The 17,995-nt window shown below is 65.7% G+C and carries 23 protein-coding genes; 18 read left to right on the top strand and 5 right to left on the bottom strand.

All coding sequences use genetic code 11. The annotated features are described in order from the left end of the window. Positions 1 to 15: 15 nt before the first annotated feature. Positions 16 to 393 carry an RNA-binding S4 domain-containing protein gene (locus KVY23_RS07880; protein WP_075840582.1) on the top strand — a complete coding sequence of 126 codons (378 nt, stop codon included), beginning with the start codon at positions 16 to 18 and terminating at the stop codon, positions 391 to 393. 6 nt (positions 394 to 399) lie between these two features. On the opposite strand, the gene KVY23_RS07875 is transcribed toward KVY23_RS07880, so the two are convergent. Further along, entirely contained in the window at positions 400 to 1,422 is a 1,023-nt protein-coding gene (locus KVY23_RS07875) for a LysR family transcriptional regulator (RefSeq protein ID WP_230555969.1), read from the bottom strand. 67 nt (positions 1,423 to 1,489) lie between these two features. Between KVY23_RS07875 and KVY23_RS07870 the strand changes: the two genes are divergently transcribed. Further along, positions 1,490 to 1,900 carry a DUF5997 family protein gene (locus KVY23_RS07870; RefSeq protein ID WP_075840583.1) on the top strand — a complete coding sequence of 137 codons (411 nt, stop codon included), beginning with the start codon at positions 1,490 to 1,492 and terminating at the stop codon, positions 1,898 to 1,900. Between the two features lie 15 nt (positions 1,901 to 1,915). On the opposite strand, the gene KVY23_RS07865 is transcribed toward KVY23_RS07870, so the two are convergent. After that, positions 1,916 to 2,305, bottom strand: coding sequence for a YchJ family protein (locus KVY23_RS07865; protein WP_230555968.1), 390 nt, complete (start codon positions 2,303 to 2,305; stop codon positions 1,916 to 1,918). 41 nt (positions 2,306 to 2,346) lie between these two features. Beyond that, positions 2,347 to 2,976 (bottom strand): LysE family transporter, encoded by a 630-nt coding sequence (locus tag KVY23_RS07860; protein WP_230555967.1) that lies wholly within the window; start codon positions 2,974 to 2,976, stop codon positions 2,347 to 2,349. Between the two features lie 82 nt (positions 2,977 to 3,058). Here KVY23_RS07860 and KVY23_RS07855 point away from each other — a divergent pair, with 82 nt between their 5' ends. From KVY23_RS07855 to hisI, 11 genes are all read left to right on the top strand, one after another. Next, on the top strand, positions 3,059 to 3,526 hold the full coding sequence (locus KVY23_RS07855) for an SRPBCC family protein (protein WP_206511377.1): 468 nt from the start codon (positions 3,059 to 3,061) through the stop codon (positions 3,524 to 3,526). Between the two features lie 137 nt (positions 3,527 to 3,663). Beyond that, a complete protein-coding gene (gene hisD / locus KVY23_RS07850) occupies positions 3,664 to 5,004 on the top strand; it encodes a histidinol dehydrogenase (protein WP_075840586.1) in 1,341 nt (446 codons plus the stop codon). After that, the gene (locus KVY23_RS07845) at positions 5,001 to 6,152 is read left to right on the top strand and encodes a histidinol-phosphate transaminase (RefSeq protein ID WP_075840588.1); all 1,152 of its coding nucleotides are present in this window, start codon (positions 5,001 to 5,003) and stop codon (positions 6,150 to 6,152) included. The genes hisD and KVY23_RS07845 overlap by 4 nt, the downstream gene beginning before the upstream one ends. Further along, positions 6,149 to 6,775 carry an imidazoleglycerol-phosphate dehydratase HisB gene (gene hisB, locus KVY23_RS07840; RefSeq protein ID WP_206511378.1) on the top strand — a complete coding sequence of 209 codons (627 nt, stop codon included), beginning with the start codon at positions 6,149 to 6,151 and terminating at the stop codon, positions 6,773 to 6,775. The genes KVY23_RS07845 and hisB overlap by 4 nt, the downstream gene beginning before the upstream one ends. 46 nt (positions 6,776 to 6,821) lie before the next feature. Then, positions 6,822 to 7,943 (top strand): MFS transporter, encoded by a 1,122-nt coding sequence (locus tag KVY23_RS07835; RefSeq protein ID WP_206511509.1) that lies wholly within the window; start codon positions 6,822 to 6,824, stop codon positions 7,941 to 7,943. Continuing rightward, a complete protein-coding gene (gene hisH / locus KVY23_RS07830) occupies positions 7,940 to 8,569 on the top strand; it encodes an imidazole glycerol phosphate synthase subunit HisH (RefSeq protein WP_075840589.1) in 630 nt (209 codons plus the stop codon). The genes KVY23_RS07835 and hisH overlap by 4 nt, the downstream gene beginning before the upstream one ends. Positions 8,570 to 8,621: 52 nt before the next feature. After that, positions 8,622 to 8,846, top strand: a complete 225-nt coding sequence (locus KVY23_RS07825) for a hypothetical protein (protein WP_075840590.1) — start codon at positions 8,622 to 8,624, stop codon at positions 8,844 to 8,846. Positions 8,847 to 8,917: 71 nt separating this feature from the next. Next, positions 8,918 to 9,652 carry a bifunctional 1-(5-phosphoribosyl)-5-((5-phosphoribosylamino)methylideneamino)imidazole-4-carboxamide isomerase/phosphoribosylanthranilate isomerase PriA gene (gene priA / locus KVY23_RS07820; RefSeq protein WP_075840592.1) on the top strand — a complete coding sequence of 245 codons (735 nt, stop codon included), beginning with the start codon at positions 8,918 to 8,920 and terminating at the stop codon, positions 9,650 to 9,652. Between the two features lie 10 nt (positions 9,653 to 9,662). Next, positions 9,663 to 10,493, top strand: coding sequence for an inositol monophosphatase (locus KVY23_RS07815; RefSeq protein WP_206511379.1), 831 nt, complete (start codon positions 9,663 to 9,665; stop codon positions 10,491 to 10,493). Next, complete coding sequence (hisF, locus tag KVY23_RS07810) at positions 10,490 to 11,263, top strand: imidazole glycerol phosphate synthase subunit HisF (protein WP_206511380.1); 774 nt, start codon at positions 10,490 to 10,492, stop codon at positions 11,261 to 11,263. Before KVY23_RS07815 ends, hisF begins: the two co-directional genes overlap by 4 nt. Positions 11,264 to 11,286: 23 nt before the next feature. After that, complete coding sequence (gene hisI / locus KVY23_RS07805) at positions 11,287 to 11,625, top strand: phosphoribosyl-AMP cyclohydrolase (protein WP_075840593.1); 339 nt, start codon at positions 11,287 to 11,289, stop codon at positions 11,623 to 11,625. Between the two features lie 9 nt (positions 11,626 to 11,634). On the opposite strand, the gene KVY23_RS07800 is transcribed toward hisI, so the two are convergent. Both KVY23_RS07800 and KVY23_RS07795 read right to left on the bottom strand, forming a co-directional pair. After that, complete coding sequence (locus KVY23_RS07800; protein WP_206511381.1) at positions 11,635 to 12,132, bottom strand: MarR family winged helix-turn-helix transcriptional regulator; 498 nt, start codon at positions 12,130 to 12,132, stop codon at positions 11,635 to 11,637. Positions 12,133 to 12,137: 5 nt separating this feature from the next. Continuing rightward, the gene (locus KVY23_RS07795) at positions 12,138 to 12,602 is read right to left on the bottom strand and encodes a peroxiredoxin (RefSeq protein WP_230555966.1); all 465 of its coding nucleotides are present in this window, start codon (positions 12,600 to 12,602) and stop codon (positions 12,138 to 12,140) included. Between the two features lie 56 nt (positions 12,603 to 12,658). On the opposite strand from KVY23_RS07795, the gene KVY23_RS07790 reads away from it, so the two are divergent. From KVY23_RS07790 to trpA, 5 genes are all read left to right on the top strand, one after another. Beyond that, positions 12,659 to 14,224, top strand: coding sequence for an anthranilate synthase component I (locus tag KVY23_RS07790; protein ID WP_230555965.1), 1,566 nt, complete (start codon positions 12,659 to 12,661; stop codon positions 14,222 to 14,224). Further along, positions 14,221 to 14,916: a TIGR02234 family membrane protein gene (locus KVY23_RS07785; RefSeq protein WP_374108697.1), complete on the top strand. Its 696-nt coding sequence runs from the start codon at positions 14,221 to 14,223 to the stop codon at positions 14,914 to 14,916. Before KVY23_RS07790 ends, KVY23_RS07785 begins: the two co-directional genes overlap by 4 nt. 76 nt (positions 14,917 to 14,992) lie before the next feature. Further along, positions 14,993 to 15,802 carry an indole-3-glycerol phosphate synthase TrpC gene (trpC, locus tag KVY23_RS07780; RefSeq protein ID WP_075840708.1) on the top strand — a complete coding sequence of 270 codons (810 nt, stop codon included), beginning with the start codon at positions 14,993 to 14,995 and terminating at the stop codon, positions 15,800 to 15,802. A 75-nt stretch (positions 15,803 to 15,877) separates the two neighbouring features. Continuing rightward, the gene (gene trpB / locus KVY23_RS07775) at positions 15,878 to 17,191 is read left to right on the top strand and encodes a tryptophan synthase subunit beta (RefSeq protein ID WP_230555964.1); all 1,314 of its coding nucleotides are present in this window, start codon (positions 15,878 to 15,880) and stop codon (positions 17,189 to 17,191) included. Next, complete coding sequence (trpA, locus tag KVY23_RS07770; RefSeq protein ID WP_230555963.1) at positions 17,188 to 17,991, top strand: tryptophan synthase subunit alpha; 804 nt, start codon at positions 17,188 to 17,190, stop codon at positions 17,989 to 17,991. Before trpB ends, trpA begins: the two co-directional genes overlap by 4 nt. Positions 17,992 to 17,995 lie beyond the last annotated feature (4 nt).

The following is a 17,995-nucleotide window of genomic DNA, read 5'->3' as shown; positions in this document are numbered from 1 at the left end:
TAGGTTGGACGGTCGATGTCCGAAATGCAGAGTGTCCGCCTCGACAGCTGGATCTGGGCGGTCCGATTGTTCAAGACCCGCTCCGCTGCTGCCGCGGCCTGCCGAGCGGGACACGTTCGGGTCAACGGGACACCTGCAAAGGCCGGCCAGCGGATCGGACCCGACGACGAGATCAGGATGCGCGTCGGCGGACTCGAGAAGATCGTCGTGGTGACGCGGATAGTCGGCAAGCGCGTCGGAGCCGGCGTTGCAGCCGAGTGCATGATCGACCGGAGCCCACCACCCCCACCGAAGGAGATCCTCGCCTCTGTGCCGCGCCGCGATCGGGGAGCCGGGCGGCCGACGAAGCGGGAGCGGCGCGAACTCGACAAGCTGCGTGGCCTGGGTACCTGACCTCCGTCAGCGATTCGGGCGTTTTCCGCGGGTAGTCGTGCGGGCCTGTTTTCCCCCGCCTGTCGTCTTTTTCGCGCCGGTGGTCTTCTTCGCGGGCGCGCCCGACTTCGGCTTCTTGGTCGGCGGTGTGCTCGACGCGGTCGGGGAGGTGCCACGCGAACTGCGCACCGATCTACCGCGGACGATTCCGAAGAACTCCTCGACGTGTGCGCTGGCGCGCCCGGTCGGCCACGCGATGGCGATCGGCGAACCAGCTACACCGTCGACCGGCCGGTAGAGGAGATCCTTGCGTGCATGCAGACGCGCGATCGACTGCGGGACGATGGCGATGCCGAGACCTGCAGCGACGTACTCGATCAGCTCCTCGTTCGAACCGGTCGGCGGCAGGGGCGCAGCCGAACCGTCGGCGACCTCGGTGGCGATCGATGCCCACTCCGGCACGATCTCCGGGGCCTGCAGCAGGTGCTCGTCGGCCAGATCGACGACACCGATGCGATCGAAGGCAGCTACCGGATGCTCCTTCGGGACCACCACCACCGGAACCTCCTCGTAGAGACCGACCACGTCGAGCCCGTCGCGTTCGATCGGCAACCGCACGAAGCCGATGTCGACGGATCCGTCGTGAATCAGCTTCAGTTGGGTCTCGACCGTGGTCGGAACGAGGTCGAGAGCGACGTCCGGGAATCGTTCGTTCCAGATTCGTGCCCACTTCGTGGGAGTGACGCCCTCAGTGAAGCCGACGGTCAGAGTGTGGGTCTGCGTCGACGCTTCTGCGGCCTGGATGCGTGCACGTTCGTCGTCTTCCGCTACGAGGATCCGCGCGGAGGAGAGCAACTCGGCGCCGCGCTCGGTCAGTTGCGTCGGCGACGCTCCGGGAACGAACAGCGAGTAGCCGAGCTGCGCCTCCATGTCGATGATGGCGCCACTGAGCTTGGTGCGCGCGATGTTCAGCGACTTGGCAGCGCGTGCGAAGTGCAGTTCCTCGGCGACAGCGACGTACCAGCGGAGGGTCTGCACGTCGAAGTTCACATGGCTCACAGTAGGCGAGGAGATGGCCGTGGCGTACTTCGGCGTCGGAGCCGGATAGGCTGTCGGGGTGAGCCCGGAGAAGAAGCAACAGCACCTCAAACCCCTGACCGCGGCGAACAAGCTCGGCATCTACCTCCCTGCAGCGCCGGAGGAGTTCCAGTCCACCCCGGTCACCCGTGCCGAACTGGACGCCCTACGTAGTGATCCGCCGCAATGGCTGTCCGATCTGCAGCGCAGCGGGCCGTTCCCCAAGGACGCCATCGCCCGCAAGCTCGGAGTGTCCATCGCCGGTCTCGCTCGCGGCGGCGTCACCGAGGCCCTCACCACGGAGCAGATCGACGCTCTGCTGGCGGACATGCCAGAGTGGTTGGTCAAGGAGCGCCGCACCCAACAGCAGGTGCGTGAGGAAGCAGAGCGAGTCAAGGCAAAGGTCGAAGCCAGGCGAACGGCGACGAACCGGCCGCAGAAGCTGCGGTAGTACCGACTCCAATCCTCACGAGCTGCCGGCGGCCGTCCCGTCGAGGTACAGCCAGCGGCCGTTCTCGCGAACGAAGCGAGATGCCTCGCGGAGAACTCCGTTGCCCTCGGGGTGTCGGTAGTACGCGCTGAACTCGACGCCACCGGTGCGATCCAGCAGGCCACCGGCCTGCACACGGTGGATGTCGAGGCGATACCACCTCTGCTCGGGGTCCAGGTCGATCCCCTCCGGCGAGGTGTCGGGATGCCAGGACGCCAGCAAGTACGCCTCGTCGGCAACTGCGAATGCACTGAATCGGGACCGCATCAGCTGTTCGGCTGTGGCGGGATTCACCTCGCCGTGCAAGATCCGCCGACAGCAGTCGTCGAATTGTTCGCCGCTCGAGCACGGGCACCGGGAGCTCATGCGCCGCCCCGCGGATTCTTCCTCACGATGAAACCTCTCGTTCAGGCTGGGCTTGCCCGTCGAACCGTGGCCAGGAACGTCGCGGCAACGAAGAACATACCCGCGAACGCTCTGTTGGTCGCCACCTGTTGACGATGTGAACGCATCAGTGTGAGGACCCGCGCCGCGAGCGATGTGTAGCCGGTCATCACCAGCAAGTCCACCGCCACCATCGTCGCAGCGATGGCCAGATACTGGGGCAGAAGTGCGTCGGCCGGGGTGAGGAACTGCGGCAGTACCGCAAGCATGAAGACGACGGCTTTGGGATTGCTGGCGTTGATGAGAAAGCCCCGCCCCAGCATCGCGATTCCGCGATCGGCAACGGGCAGTCCGTCGGCGATATCGGTGGGTGCCGCGCGCCACTGCCGAATGCCGAGGTAGGCCAGGTACGCGACGCCGAACCATTTGATCGCGGTGAACGCCAGCGCAGAGTTGGCGAGCACCGCACCCAGGCCGACTGCAACGATGGCGATCTGCAGCAACAGGCCGAGCTGCAGCCCGAAGATGTTCCAGTAGCCGCGGCGCAGACCGTAGCGCAGGCCGGTCGACATCGACGCGATCGCGCCGGCGCCGGGGGACAGGCTGATCACGACGCTCGCTCCGAGAAATGCCAGCCAAACATGCCAGTTCATGGATTCATTGAACAACGAGGGGTTGCTGTATGCCCAATGGTTTTCGCTGAATGGATCTGTCCCGATCGGGTACAAAGCAGGCATGGGTTCAATACGCAAAGTAGACATGGGCAGCCGAGTGGTTGCTCGCCAGACCGACGTCAACGCAAGCGCGGATGCACTGTTCGCCATCGTCTCCGATCCGCGCCGACATGGCGAACTCGATGGCTCCGGGACGGTCAAGGACACGGTCAAGGGCCCCGAGCGACTTGAACAGGGCGCGAAGTTCTCGGTGGGCATGAAGCAGTACGGCGTCCCATACCGCATCACGAGCACGGTCACCGATTTCCGCGACGACGACGGCTCGAAAGTCATCGAGTGGCAGCATCCACTGGGACACAGCTGGCGCTGGGAGTTCGAGGAGACGCAGCCAGGTGTGACAACAGTCACCGAAGCCTTCCGCTACGACACCGCGAAGTCGCCGAAGGCGCTCGAGCTCTTCAAAGTGCCGCAACAGAACGCGAAGGGAATCAGCAGCACTCTCGAACAGCTCGCCCTGAAGTACGCCTGAGTCGCCGCGCACGCAACCTCATCCGTCGTCTCTGGGACGTGCGGCGCTAGTCCCTGCCTCGGGCCACTATCCTGAAGGTTCGGCAGAACACCGTTGTCGAGAAGATTTCAGCTCACCGCTTTGTCGAAGGGAAAACTATGCCTGCCCGCATCGAGCTCGCCCGCGTTGATTTGCGTGGTCGAACTCCATCCACCGCCGAACTACGCGGCGCTCTCCCTCGAGGTGGAGTGGATGTCGATGCGGTGCTGCATCAGGTACGTCCGGTGGTCGACGCGGTGCGCGATCGGGGAGTGGACGCTGCCCTCGAATTCTGCGAGCAGTTCGACGGCGTAAGGCCCGATCGTGTCCGCGTTCCCGCAGCCGCCCTCGTCGAGGCGCTCGACAATCTCGATCCCGCTGTGCGTACGGCGCTCGAGGTGGCGATCGAACGAACCAGAAAGGTGCACGCGGATCAGCGTCGCACCGACTCCACCACGCAGGTCGTCCCCGGCGGGACCGTCACCGAGCGCTGGGTCCCCGTCGAGCGAGTCGGGCTTTACGTTCCCGGCGGAAATGCGGTCTATCCCTCGTCGGTGGTGATGAACGTGGTGCCCGCACAGACGGCACGTGTGGGTTCGCTCGTCGTCGCATCGCCGCCGCAGGCAGCTTTCGGGGGACTGCCGCACCCCACCATTCTGGCCGCAGCGCAATTGCTCGGTGTCGAGGAAGTATGGGCGGTCGGCGGGGGCCAGGGGATCGCCCTGCTGACCTACGGCGGCACCGACACCGATGGAACCGAGCTCGAGCCGGTCGATCTCATCACCGGACCGGGGAACATCTACGTCACCGCGGCCAAACGACTGTGCCGTTCGCTCATCGGCATCGACTCCGAGGCCGGACCCACCGAGATCGCGATTCTCGCCGATTCCACGGCCGATCCGATTCACGTCGCCGCCGACATGATCAGCCAGGCCGAGCACGATGTCATGGCCGCGAGTGTGCTGGTCACCACCAGCGAGGAACTCGCCGATGCGGTCGACCGCGCCCTCGAGGCTCAGCTGGAGTTCACCAAACACGCCGAGCGTGTGCGCACGGCCTTGTCGGGGGCGCAGTCCGGCACAGTCCTCGTCGACGACGTCGATCAGGGTCTGGCGGTGGTGGACGCCTACGCGGCCGAGCACCTGGAAATCCAAACCGAGAACGCGTCCGAGGTGGCGGCACGTGTGCGCAGTGCGGGCGCGATCTTCGTGGGGGCCTACTCTCCGGTCAGTCTGGGCGACTACTGCGCCGGTTCCAACCACGTGCTGCCGACCGCGGGGTGCGCGCGGCACTCGTCCGGGCTGAGCGTGCAGACCTTCCTGCGCGGCATCCACGTCGTGGACTACTCGGAGGCAGCGTTGAAGGACGTCGCTCCGCACGTCATTGCACTCGCCGATGCCGAGGATCTCCCCGCCCACGGCGAAGCTGTCCGGTTGCGTTTCGAGAGGCTGTCCTCATGAGCGCCGTCAGTGTTGTCGGGGGTGACACCACGCTCGCAGATCTCCCACTGCGCGAGAGCCTGCGGGGCAAGACTGCCTACGGCGCTCCGCAGCTCACGGTTCCGGTTCAGCTGAACACCAACGAGAACCCGCATCCCCCCACGCAGGCCCTCGTCGACGATGTCGCCGAGTCGGTACGCCAGGCGGCGACACAGCTGCACCGGTATCCCGACCGCGACGCCGTCGAACTGCGCACTGCGTTGGCGAAGTACCTGACCGGCCAAACCGGATTCGACGTCGATGTGTCGAACGTCTGGGCGGCCAACGGATCCAACGAAATTCTGCAGCAGCTGATGCAGGCGTTCGGTGGACCGGGGCGGACATCGCTGGGCTTCGTGCCCTCGTACTCGATGCACCCCATCATCGCCTCCGGCACGCAGACCGACTGGATCGAGGCGAACCGTCGGGCCGACTTCTCCCTGGATGTCGACGTTGCTGTCGCTGCCATCTCCGAACGCAACCCGGACGTCGTGTTCGTCACCAGCCCCAACAACCCGACCGGACACAGCATCGCTACGGGCGACCTGCGACGCATCCTCGACGTAGCACCGGGGATCGTCGTGCTGGACGAGGCGTACGCCGAGTTCTCTGCGCTACCCAGCGCGATCGGACTGATCGGGGAGTACCCGAACAAGCTCGTGGTCAGCAGGACGATGAGCAAGGCCTTCGCTTTCGCCGGTGGACGGCTCGGCTATCTCGTCGCCGCGCCCGCGGTCGTCGACGCGATGTTCCTGGTGCGTCTGCCGTACCACCTGTCCGTCGTCACCCAGGCCGCTGCCCTCGCGGCGCTGCGCCACGCCTCCGACACGCTCGGTAGCGTGGCCCACCTGTCCGCGGAGCGCGATCGAGTGTCGGCGCGCCTGACCGAACTCGGATTCGACGTCGTTCCCAGCGACGCCAACTTCGTCCTCTTCGGCAGGTTCGTGGACGCGCCGGCCACGTGGAAGCGCTACCTCGACGAGGGGGTGCTGATCCGCGACGTCGGTATCGACGGCTACCTGCGAACGACCATCGGCCTCGACTCCGAGAACGACAGGTTCCTCGACGTCAGCGCGCTCCTCGTGCGAAGCGAACTCGACACCACCAGTGCAGCGGAGACAATCTCATGACAACAGCGAACACACCGAGGATCGCGCGGATCGAACGTGCGACCAAGGAATCGGACATCACCGTCGAGTTGAATCTGGACGGCACCGGCGTCGTCGACATCTCCACCGGGGTGCCCTTCTACGACCACATGCTCACCGCGCTCGGAACACACGCTCGGTTCGACCTGACCGTGCACGCGAAGGGCGACATCGAGATCGACGCCCACCACACCGTCGAGGACACCGCGATCGTTCTGGGTCAGGCGCTCGGTCAGGCGCTTGGCGACAAGTCCGGCATCACGCGCTTCGGTGATGCGTTCATTCCGATGGACGAGACGCAGGTGCACGCATCGGTGGACGTGTCGGGTCGGCCGTATTGCGTGCACACCGGAGAACCCGACTACATGGTGCATTCCATCATCGGCGGATACCCGGGTGTCCCGTATGCCACCGTCATCAACCGACATGTCTTCGAGTCGTTGGCGATGAACGCGCGGATCGCGTTGCACGTGCGTGTTCTGTACGGCCGCGATCAGCATCACATCACCGAGGCGGAGTTCAAGGCCGTGGCCCGCGCGCTGCGGCAGGCAGTCGAATTCGACCCCCGCGTCACCGGCGTTCCGTCGACCAAGGGAAGCCTGTGAGCCAGGCTTGACCCCGCTGCTGTCCATCAGGGGACTGCCGGCAGCAATGATGATGGGCGCTGCCGCCTTCGGTGGGTGGGGGCTGCTTCTGCCTGTGGTGCCCCTTGCGATCTCGGTCGGCGGGGGTTCTGACGCGGTCGCGGGCGCGAGCACTGCGATCTTCATGGCGACGACAGTTCTGACGCAGTTGTGGGTGCCGCGATTGCTGGTGCGGCTCGGACATCGGAAGGTGTTGGCCCTCGGCTGCGCGTTTCTGGGGCTCCCGGCCGCGTTGTTCGTGCTGTCGGTGGCGGTCGTGCCTGCGCTGACGGTATCGGCGGTTCGCGGAATCGGTTTCGGCATGCTGACCGTCGCCGGTTCGGCTTTGGTGGCAGAGCTGGCACCAACCGGACAACTCGGTCGGGCCACTGGAGCGCAGGGCATTTCCATCGCGTTGTCCCAGACGGTCACCCTGCCGCTGGGTCTCGCATTGTTCGCCGTATCGCCGGCTTCGGTGTTCGTGCTCGGTGCGATCGTGCCGATGCTCGGTCTGATCGCCATTGCCTTCCTGCCCCCGATTCACCCGACCGCACCCCCGGCACGTGCGTCCGGTGAGAACTCGGCGGCAAAGCAGCTGCTGATTCCATGTCTTGCGATCGCTGCCGCGTCGGCCTCGTTCGGTGGGCTGTCGAGCCTGCTGCCCATCGCCGAAATCGGACGAGAGACGATGATCGGCATCGCGTTGGCTGTGATCAGCGGCGCGATGCTGGTGGGCCGATACGGGGCAGGTGCGATCGCGGACCGCGTCGGAGTGGGCAGGGCGCTCGCCCCAGCCCTGATTCTCGTCTCCGGGGGTGTTGCGCTGTTCGCGTTCGCGGTTGCTGGATCCAATCCCGGCTACGTGTTCTTCGGTGCAGCTGCGGTCTTCGGGCTCGGCTACGGAGCGACCCAGAACGACAGCTTGGTCATGGCTTTCCGAGCGGCGGGACCGCGGCGCTACAGTCAGGCCAGCGCGTCCTGGAACATCGGCTTCGACGCCGGAACCGGGGCAGGTGCGATGGCACTAGGCCTCGTGGTCGGCACGGTCGGTTACTCGGCGGGGTTCGTCATGGCGTCTGCGCTCGCGGTGATGATGGCGGTGGCGGTGGCGATCGCGGCCCGTACCCGGCCCGATAGACTCCGGTCATGAAATCTGTGGCGTTGCTCGATTACGGCTCGGGCAATCTGCACTCGGCGAAACGAGCGCTCGATCGCGTCGGCGCCGACGTGACCCTCACCTCCGATGCCAAGGTTGCACTGGCTGCGGACGGTCTCGTTGTGCCGGGCGTCGGTGCGTTTGCCGCCTGCATGGAGGGTCTGCTGGGAGTCAAAGGCGATCGCATCATCGGCCAACGCCTCGCCGGGGGGCGTCCTGTGCTCGGCATCTGCGTCGGAATGCAGATCATGTTCGAACGCGGCGTCGAGTTCGGTGTGGAGGCCGCCGGCTGCGGCGAGTGGCCGGGCACCGTCGAGCGACTGCAGGCGGACGTGTTGCCGCACATGGGGTGGAACACTGTGCGCGCGCCGAAGGAGAGCGTGCTCTTCGACGGGTTGGATGCCGACACGCGTTTCTACTTCGTGCATACCTACGCAACCCAGAGGTGGGAGATGGAGCCGTCCGACGTGCTCCCACCTCCGCTGCTGACGTGGGCCGATCACGGTGGTGACTTCCTTGCCGCCGTCGAGAACGGCCCGCTCTCGGCCACCCAGTTCCACCCGGAGAAGTCCGGTGACGCCGGAGCTGCTCTGTTGAAGAACTGGGTCGACTCCCTGTGACCGCAACGCTGTGACCGCAACGCTGTGACCGCCGCGCTGTGACCGCAACGCGGTGACCGATCGCGAGTTCTCGTTCGGCCGTCTGGCGGTCTTCGCACTGGGATCTGCGACGACGGTGCTGCTGCTGACGACCGTGATCGTCGCAGTGCTGGCGCCCCCGCCGGGATGGGGGCTTCTCATCGTGGCGGTCGGGATCGCCAGCGCGATCACCGCGATGGGTGTGGTGTCGACTCGAATGACGCGCCGTCTGGGCGAGACAGAGTCGGACGACACATGAGTTCGGCGCCCGCGGGCGCCGAAACACCCTGGCGGTTTCCGCAATCGTCGGTGGCAGTAGCATAAGCGCACGTGAGCCTGGTCCTATTGCCTGCTGTCGATGTCGCAGGCGGCGAAGCTGTACGTCTCGTTCAGGGAGAGGCGGGGAGTGAAACCAAATACGGATCTCCCCGTGATGCTGCACTGACTTGGCAGAACGACGGTGCCGAATGGGTGCACCTGGTCGATCTCGACGCCGCGTTCGGTCGTGGATCCAACCGCGAACTTCTTGCCGAGGTGGTCGGTGAGCTCGATGTGAAAGTCGAACTGTCCGGCGGTATCCGCGACGACGAGTCACTCCGCGCGGCGTTGGCAACCGGCTGCGCCAGGGTGAACCTCGGCACCGCTGCGCTGGAGAATCCGCAGTGGTGCTCGCAGGCCATCGGCGAGTTCGGCGATCGGGTGGCCGTCGGTCTGGACGTGCTCATCGTCGACGGGCAACCCCGCCTACGGGGACGCGGTTGGGTCAGCGACGGCGGCGATCTGTGGGAGGTGCTCGAGCGTCTCGAGCGCGATGGCTGCTCGCGGTACGTCGTCACCGACGTGACCAAGGACGGGACGCTGACCGGTCCGAACCTCGAACTTCTTGCCCAGGTGTGCGAAAAGACGGACCGGCCGGTCATCGCGTCCGGCGGTGTGTCGACCATCGACGATCTGCGGGCGATCGCCGGTCTGGTGGATGTGGGAGTGGAAGGGTCGATCGTGGGCAAGGCGCTGTACGCGGGACGGTTCACGCTGCCCGACGCGCTCGCGGCAGTGTCCGGGTAGCACGCCGAAGATGAGCCTGCCCGAGGATCCACAACGGTTGCTGGAGATCGCCGGTCGTTTGCTCGACGGTATCCACGGCCGTTTCGTCACCGGAGTCGGCGCCCCCAGTGCCGTGCAGAAGGGGCCCGACGATTTCGCGACAGCGGTTGACTTGGAACTCGAGAAGCGGCTCACTGCAGAGTTGTTCGACGAGACCGGTATCGCCGTGCACGGCGAGGAGTTCGGCGGGCCGGATTTGCACGAGGGCCCGGTGTGGGTGCTCGATCCCATCGACGGGACGTTCAACTACTCGGCCGGGTTGCCCTCGGCGGGGACACTGCTGGCACTGCTCGACGACGGGGTGCCGGTGCTGGGTTTGACGTGGCTTCCACTGGTGGGACAGCGATTCACTGCAGCACGCGGTGGGCCCGTGCGACTCAACGGTGAGGCCCTGCCGAAACTGACAGAGCGGCCTCTGTCCGACTCGATGATCGGTTTCGGAGCGTTCAACATCGCAAGCCGCGGACGGATTCCGGGGCTCTTTCGGGTGCGCATCCTCGAAGAGCTCTCGCGCGTCTCCTCCCGCCTGCGCATGCACGGCGCCACCGGTGTCGACCTCGCCTACACCGCCAACGGTGTTCTCGGCGGATGTGTTGTGTTCGGCCACCGAGCCTGGGACAACGCCGCGGGTGCACTCGCCGTGCAAGCTGCGGGCGGAGTCGTCACCGATCTGTTCGGTAATCCGTGGACCATCGACTCCGGGTCGGTTCTTGCGGGTTCACCCGGCGCGCACGAAGAACTCCTTGCGGTGATCGCCGAACTCGGCGATCCCGCCGATTTTCTGGAAGGACGTGTCCGATGACGGTGGCTGTACGTGTGATCCCGTGTCTCGACGTCGATGCCGGGCGTGTGGTCAAGGGCGTGAACTTCGAGAATCTGCGCGACGCCGGTGACCCGGTGGAGCTGGCCGCGGCCTATGACGCGCAGGGCGCCGACGAGCTGACGTTCCTCGACGTCACCGCCTCGACTTCCGACCGCGGCACGATGCTCGATGTGGTGAGCAGGACAGCCGAGCAGGTCTTCATCCCACTCACCGTCGGCGGCGGCATCCGGACTGTTGCCGATGTCGATACGTTGCTTCGCGCGGGTGCCGACAAGGTCAGCGTCAACACGGCCGCCATCGCCCGGCCCGAGTTGCTGCGTGAGCTGTCCGAGCGCTTCGGCTCGCAGTGCATCGTGTTGTCGGTCGACGCCAGAACCGTTCCCGATGGTCAGCAGGACACGCCATCAGGGTGGGAGGTCACCACGCACGGAGGTAGGCGCGGAACGGGCATCGACGCGATCGAGTGGGCGCGCCGCGGAGCTGAACTCGGTGTCGGTGAGATCCTGCTGAACTCCATGGATGCGGACGGGACCAAAGCCGGCTTCGACCTGCCCATGATCGCTGCGGTGCGTGCCGCGGTGCACGTTCCTGTGATCGCCAGCGGGGGAGCGGGAGCAGTCGAGCATTTCGCGCCGGCCGTGGGCGCGGGCGCCGACGCCGTGCTCGCTGCCAGTGTCTTCCACTTCGGAGATTTCACCATCGCCGATGTGAAGGATGCGATGCGCGCCGACGGCATCGTCGTCCGCTGAATTTCTAGGAGTAGAACGGTCTTATGAGTCTCGACCCGACGATCGCCGCACGCCTCAAACGCAACGAGGCGGGCCTGTTCAGCGCGGTCGCCCAGGAGCGCAGCTCCGGCGACGTGCTGATGGTGGCGTGGATGGACGACGAAGCGCTCGCGCGCACCCTCGAGACCCGCAAGGGAACGTACTATTCGCGGTCGCGTCAGGCGTATTGGGTGAAGGGCGAGACGTCGGGCCACACGCAGTACGTGCACGAGGTCCGGTTGGATTGCGACGGCGATACCGTCCTCCTCGTCGTCGACCAGGAGGGCGCGGCCTGTCATACAGGTCGCCACACGTGCTTCGATGCGGACGTGCTGCTGAGCTGACGTTCGGTGTCAGGCTCTGCCGGTGCCGTCCGCGATGCCCCGGTCGAGTTGCGTCAGCATGACCGAGCTGAGCTCGCTCAGGTGTGTCACCTGATCCTCGTTCAGCCCTTCGAAGAGCAGTGCCTGGACAGTGGCCACGTGCCCGGGCGCTGCGTCGATGACCTTGTCCATCCCGGCGTCGGTGAGAACGGCGAAAGACCCGCGGCCACCGGCGATGGATTCCCGGCGAACCCACCCGGCCTTCTCGAGTTTGGTGACCACGTGCGACAGCCGAGACAGCGAGGCGTTGGCGTACGTCGCCAGGTCCCTGAGCTGAATCCGCCGATCCGGATTCTCCGACAGTCCCGAGAGCACGAAGTACTCGAAGTGTGTCAGTCCCGAGTCCCGTTGCAGCTGCGTGTCGAGCGCTGCAGGCAGGCGCGTGACGATGGCAACGACCGAGCGCCACGCGGCCTGCTGGCTGTCGGTCAACCAGAGTGGTTCGGAGCTTTCCGTCGATTCGTCCACGGGGATTAGGCCGTGGAGCGGTTGCGGAGAAATTCGAGCGCGTGATCCGCATGCGCCTCGAAACGGAACTCGCTGGTGAACACTTCCAATACCGTCCGATCCACGTCGATGACGAACGTCGCCCGCTTCACCGGCGACAGCTTGCCCAGCAGTCCACGCTTGACGCCGAACTGCGTTGCCACAGCGCCACTCTCGTCGGAGAGCAATGGGTAGTCGAAGGCTTTCACATCGGCGAACTCTGCTTGCTTGTCGACGGTGTCGGTGCTGATGCCTGCGCGAGATGCGCCGGCTTCGGCGAATTCCGACGCGAGGTCACGGAAGTGGCAGGCTTCGACGGTGCATCCCGGGGTCAGCGCGCCCGGGTAGAAGAACAGCACCAGCGGCCCGTCCTGCAGGAGGCTGTCCAACGAACGGGGATTGCCGTTCTGGTCGGGCAGTTTGAAGTTCTCGACGCGGTCACCTGGTTTCATTCTCGTGAGGCTACCGCGCGCACTCGAGTGCGCACAGCACCTGGGAGGATGGGCGCATGCATGGCGAGACCACCACCAGTCCGGGTGTACCGAGCGACGTCGGCGCCGAGTCGACGACCAGTCGCGAAACGTTCACCTCGTTGGCCGCAGAGCACCGAGTCGTTCCGGTCATCCGCAAGGTCCTCGCGGACTCGGAGACACCGTTGTCCGCCTACCGGAAGCTGGGCGGTGATCGGCCCGGCACGTTCTTGCTCGAGTCGGCGGAGAACGGACGGTCATGGTCTCGGTGGTCGTTCATCGGCGCTGGAACCCCTGCGGCGTTGACCACCTCGGACGGTGAGGCGGTGTGGCGCGGAAACGTCCCCGCAGGTGTCCCGTCGGGTGGCGATCCCCTCGAGGTACTTGGCCGGACGCTCGAGTTGCTGCATTCCGAGCGGCTCCCCGGGCTGCCACCGCTGACCGGTGGCATGGTCGGTTACCTCGGCTACGACGCGGTCCGAAGAATCGAGAAGCTCCCCGAGCACGCCCAGGACGACCTGCACGTCCCCGAGATGGTCATGCTCCTCGCCACCGATCTCGCCGCCGTCGATCACCACGAGGGAGCGATCACGCTCATCGCCAATGCGGTCAACTGGGACGGCACCGACGACCGGGTCGACGAGGCCTACGACGACGCTGTCCGCCGGCTCGACCGGATGTGCGCCGATCTGGCAGCTCCTGCCCACTCCACCGTCTCGACCATGGCACGGCCCAAGCCGGAGTATCGACGACAGCGCACGTCCGAGGGATTCGGCCGAGATGTCGAACGCCTCGTCGGAGAGATCGAGGCCGGTGAGGCGTTCCAGGTGGTGCTGTCACAGCGTTTCGAGATGGACACCGAGGCAACCCCGTTGGATGTGTATCGGATGCTGCGGGCATCGAATCCGAGTCCGTACATGTACCTGATGCACGTTCCGGGTGACGACGGTGAGACCGCGTTCTCGATCGTGGGCTCGAGCCCCGAGGCGTTGGTGACGGTGGTCGACGGCGTAGCGACGACACACCCGATCGCGGGAACACGTTGGCGGGGAACGTCCGAGGAAGAGGACGTACTGCTCGAGAAGGATCTGCTGGCCGACGAGAAAGAGAACGCCGAGCACCTGATGCTGGTCGATCTCGGCCGCAACGATCTCGGCCGCGTCTGCGCTCCCGGAACCGTCCGTGTCGGGGACTATCGGCACATCGAACGCTACAGCCACGTGATGCATCTGGTGTCCACGGTGTCCGGTCGTCTCGCCGACGGCAAACAGGCGCTGGATGCGGTCAAAGCGTGCTTCCCGGCGGGCACGCTGTCGGGCGCTCCGAAGGTGCGGGCTATGGAACTGATCGACGAGCTCGAACCCACGCGGCGTGGAATCTACGGCGGCATCGTCGGGTATCTCGACTTCTCGGGCGACGCCGACACCGCGATCGCCATCCGGACGGCGTTGATGAAGGACGGAACCGCCTACGTTCAGGCGGGCGCCGGCGTCGTCGCCGATTCGGTCGCCGAATACGAGGACGCCGAGGCGCGGAACAAGGCGATGGCCGTCCTGGGAGCGGTCGCGGCAGCGGAATCGCTACGCGCCGTGGACAGTCTGTGACAGCAGAGGGACAGGCGGTGACGGAGGAGGCGCAACCGCCACGTCGGTCGAGGGTTGCCGCGATTCCGGTTGCCCTGTTGCTTGTGGCGGCGGCGTGCCTGTGGGGTAGTTCGCGGATGACGTGGATCCGGGTCGTGTCCTTCGACGGCTTGGGGGAGGCGCGATCGACGGATCTCGACGGTGGTACGTGGGCTGCGGCGACCACTCCGCTGGCGTTGGCTCTGGTGGCTGCAGTCGCGGCGTCGTTCGCAGTTCGGGGATGGGCGTCGCGCATTCTCGCGGCGCTGGTCGGCCTGGTTGCCGTTGCCGCCGCGATTCCCGCCGTCGATGCGCTCTTCGGCGAGGTATCAGCGGGCAAGGCAGCCACTCTCGCCGAGCTCCCCGGCCGGGCGGAAGTGGTTTCCACCAGTGTCTCTGCGACGCCGGCGATCCTCGCTGTGGTCGGTGCGGTGTGCGCGTTCGGTGCGGCGGTGACGTTGGCTCGGAAACCGACCACACGGAAGGTACTGTCTTCCAAGTACGACGCCCCGGCCTCGCGACGGGATGAGGTTGCCAAGCGCGCGAAGACCGCGTCGGAGCGTGCGGCCGAAAATGGAGAGGGGGAAGACTTGACCGAGCGGATGTTGTGGGATGCCCTGGATGCGGGCGAAGACCCCACCGATCGGTCCGGCCCCCGGAGTTCGGAAGACTGAAAGCGCCCACTACGCTAGGGATGGCCTCGATGAGTTTCCTCACATCAGGTCACCGATGGAAAGGACTCGGGTCACCATGACTGTTCTCGATTCGATTCTGGACGGTGTGCGCGCCGACGTTGCTGCACGCGAATCGGTGATCGATTTCACGGCCGTCAAGGCCGCGGCCGCCAAGGCGCCCGCCCCGCTCAATGCGACGGCGGCGCTGCACGAAGACGGCATCGGCGTGATCGCCGAAGTCAAACGCGCGAGCCCGTCGAAGGGTGCGCTTGCCGATATCGGCGACCCGGCAAAGTTGGCTCAGGCCTACGAGCAGGGTGGGGCGCGAATCATCAGCGTTCTCACCGAGGAGCGGCGTTTTCACGGTTCGCTCGCTGACCTCGACGCTGTTCGCAAAGCGGTGAACATACCTGTATTGCGCAAGGACTTCATTGTCGGGCCGTACCAGATCCACGAAGCTCGTGCGCACGGCGCCGACGTCATCCTGCTGATCGTCGCGGCGCTGGAGCAGGATGCGCTCGCGTCGCTGCTGGACCGAACCGAGTCGCTCGGCATGACCGCGCTGGTGGAAGTACACACCGAGGCCGAAGCCGATCGCGCGCTCGAAGCGGGCGCCAGCGTCATCGGTATCAACGCGCGCAATCTCAAGACTCTCGAAATCGACCGTGACAGTTTCGGCCGAATCGCTCCCGGGTTGCCCAGTGAGGTCATCCGAGTCGCCGAGTCGGGTGTGCGCGGTACAGCGGACCTGCTTGCGTATGCGGGCGCCGGAGCCGACGCTGTTCTCGTCGGTGAAGGCCTGGTCACCAGTGGTGATCCGCGTACAGCGGTATCGGACTTGGTGACGGCGGGCACCCATCCGTCCTGCCCCAAACCTGCTCGCTGACATAGTTCCCCAGCCGGGGTCGCCGGTTGCTGCCCCGAACGCCGATGCCGGGGGCTGTTGGGGCAGACTGGATGGGTGAGCAGCGACCTATCGACACCTCTTTCCAAAGGCGGCGATCTTCCTCGGGCGAGCCTGGGGCTGACCGACCGTAGCCCGCACGATCCCGACGTCGGCGGCCATTTCGGAGTCTACGGCGGACGTTTCGTACCGGAGGCGCTGATGGGCGTCATCGAAGAGGTCACCGCCGAGTACGACAAGGTTCGAAGCGACAGCGAGTTTCTCGCCGAGCTCGACCGGTTGCAGCGCGACTACACCGGTCGGCCGTCGCCGGTGTTCGAAGCTACGCGTCTGTCGGAGCACGCGGGTGGAGCCCGCATCCTGCTCAAGCGGGAAGATCTCAATCACACGGGTTCGCACAAGATCAACAATGTTCTCGGGCAGGTGCTGCTCGCGAAGCGAATGGGTAAAACGCGGGTCATCGCCGAAACAGGTGCCGGTCAACACGGTGTTGCCACCGCAACTGCGTGCGCATTGCTCGGACTCGAATGTGTCGTTTACATGGGCGAGGTCGACACCGAGCGTCAGGCGCTCAATGTCGCCCGCATGAGACTGCTCGGATCGTCCGTCGTCGCGGTCAAATCCGGCTCGCGCACCTTGAAGGACGCAATCAACGAAGCGCTCCGTGACTGGGTTGCACACGCCGACGACACCTACTACTGCTTCGGCACAGTGGCAGGTCCGCATCCCTTCCCGGCAATGGTCCGCGACTTTCAGCGCATCATCGGCCTGGAGGCGCGAGCGCAGGTCCTGGCCTCGACCGGTCGTCTACCTGACGCGATCGCGGCGTGCGTCGGTGGCGGATCGAATGCGATCGGAATCTTCCACGCATTCATCGACGATCCGTCCGTACGCCTCGTGGGATTCGAAGCTGCCGGCGACGGCGTCGATACCGGTCGGCACGCGGCCACCATCAGTGGGGGCTCGCCCGGCACGCTGCACGGAACGTATTCCTACCTGTTGCAGGACGAGGACGGGCAAACCGTGGAAAGTCACTCCATCTCTGCCGGTCTCGACTATCCAGGGGTCGGTCCCGAGCACTCTCACCTGCACGACATCGGTCGGGCCGAATACCGGGGTATCACCGATACCGAGGCAATGGAGGCATTCCGGCTGCTGAGCCGGACCGAGGGAATCATTCCTGCGATCGAATCCGCCCACGCCGTGGCCGGAGCATTGAAGCTGGGACAGGAGATGGGTCCGGACGCGATCATCCTCGTGAACCTCTCCGGACGTGGTGACAAAGACGTGGACACCGCCGCCGAGTGGTTCGGGCTGGTGGACGCCCGCGGCGAAGCCAAGGTCGACGACGAAAAGGGTGAGCCAGCATGACCGAACGGCGTTCCAGGCTCGCGGATACATTCGACCAGTGCCGTGCCGAAAACCGCGCTGCACTGGTCGGATATCTCCCTGCGGGGTTCCCGACCGTCCCCAAGTCCATCGAGGTGTTCGAGACTATGGTCGCGAACGGATGCGACATCGTCGAGGTCGGAATTCCCTACTCGGACCCCGTGATGGACGGCCCGACGATCCAAGCCGCAGCCGACACAGCCTTACGTGCAGGGGCGCGGGTGCGCGATGTGTTCACCGTCGTCGAGAAGGTGTCGGCCGCAGGTGGCAAGGCCGTCGTAATGACGTACTGGAATCTGGTGATGCACTACGGGGTCGACGCGTTCGCGCGCGATCTGGCTGCAGCAGGTGGGCTGGGGATCATCACGCCCGACCTCATTCCGGACGAGGCCGGCGCGTGGATCGAGGCGTCGGATGCTCACGATCTCGACCGCATCTTTCTCCTCGCCCCGTCCTCGACGGAGGAGCGAATCGCGAGCACGGTCGCGGCGAGCCGCGGCTTCGTCTACGCCGCATCGACCATGGGTGTCACCGGCGCGCGTGACGCGGTGTCCTCCGCGGCACCGGAACTGACCCAGCGGATACGCCGTCACTCGGACATTCCGGTCGGGGTCGGTCTCGGTGTCCGGTCTGGTGCACAGGCAGCCGAGATAGCACAGTACGCCGACGCGGTCATTGTCGGATCCGCGCTGGTCACCGCCGTGGACAACGGTCTGGACGCGGTCGCCGAGCTCACGAGCGAACTCGCCGAGGGTGTTCGTTCGGCTAGCCTGGCTTCGTGATCAC

It is taken from the genome of Rhodococcus sp. I2R (assembly GCF_020889545.1).
GTDB lineage: Bacteria > Actinomycetota > Actinomycetes > Mycobacteriales > Mycobacteriaceae > Rhodococcoides.
Note: the sequence above shows the minus strand (reverse complement) of the source record. Positions and strands in the feature narration are given on the sequence as shown.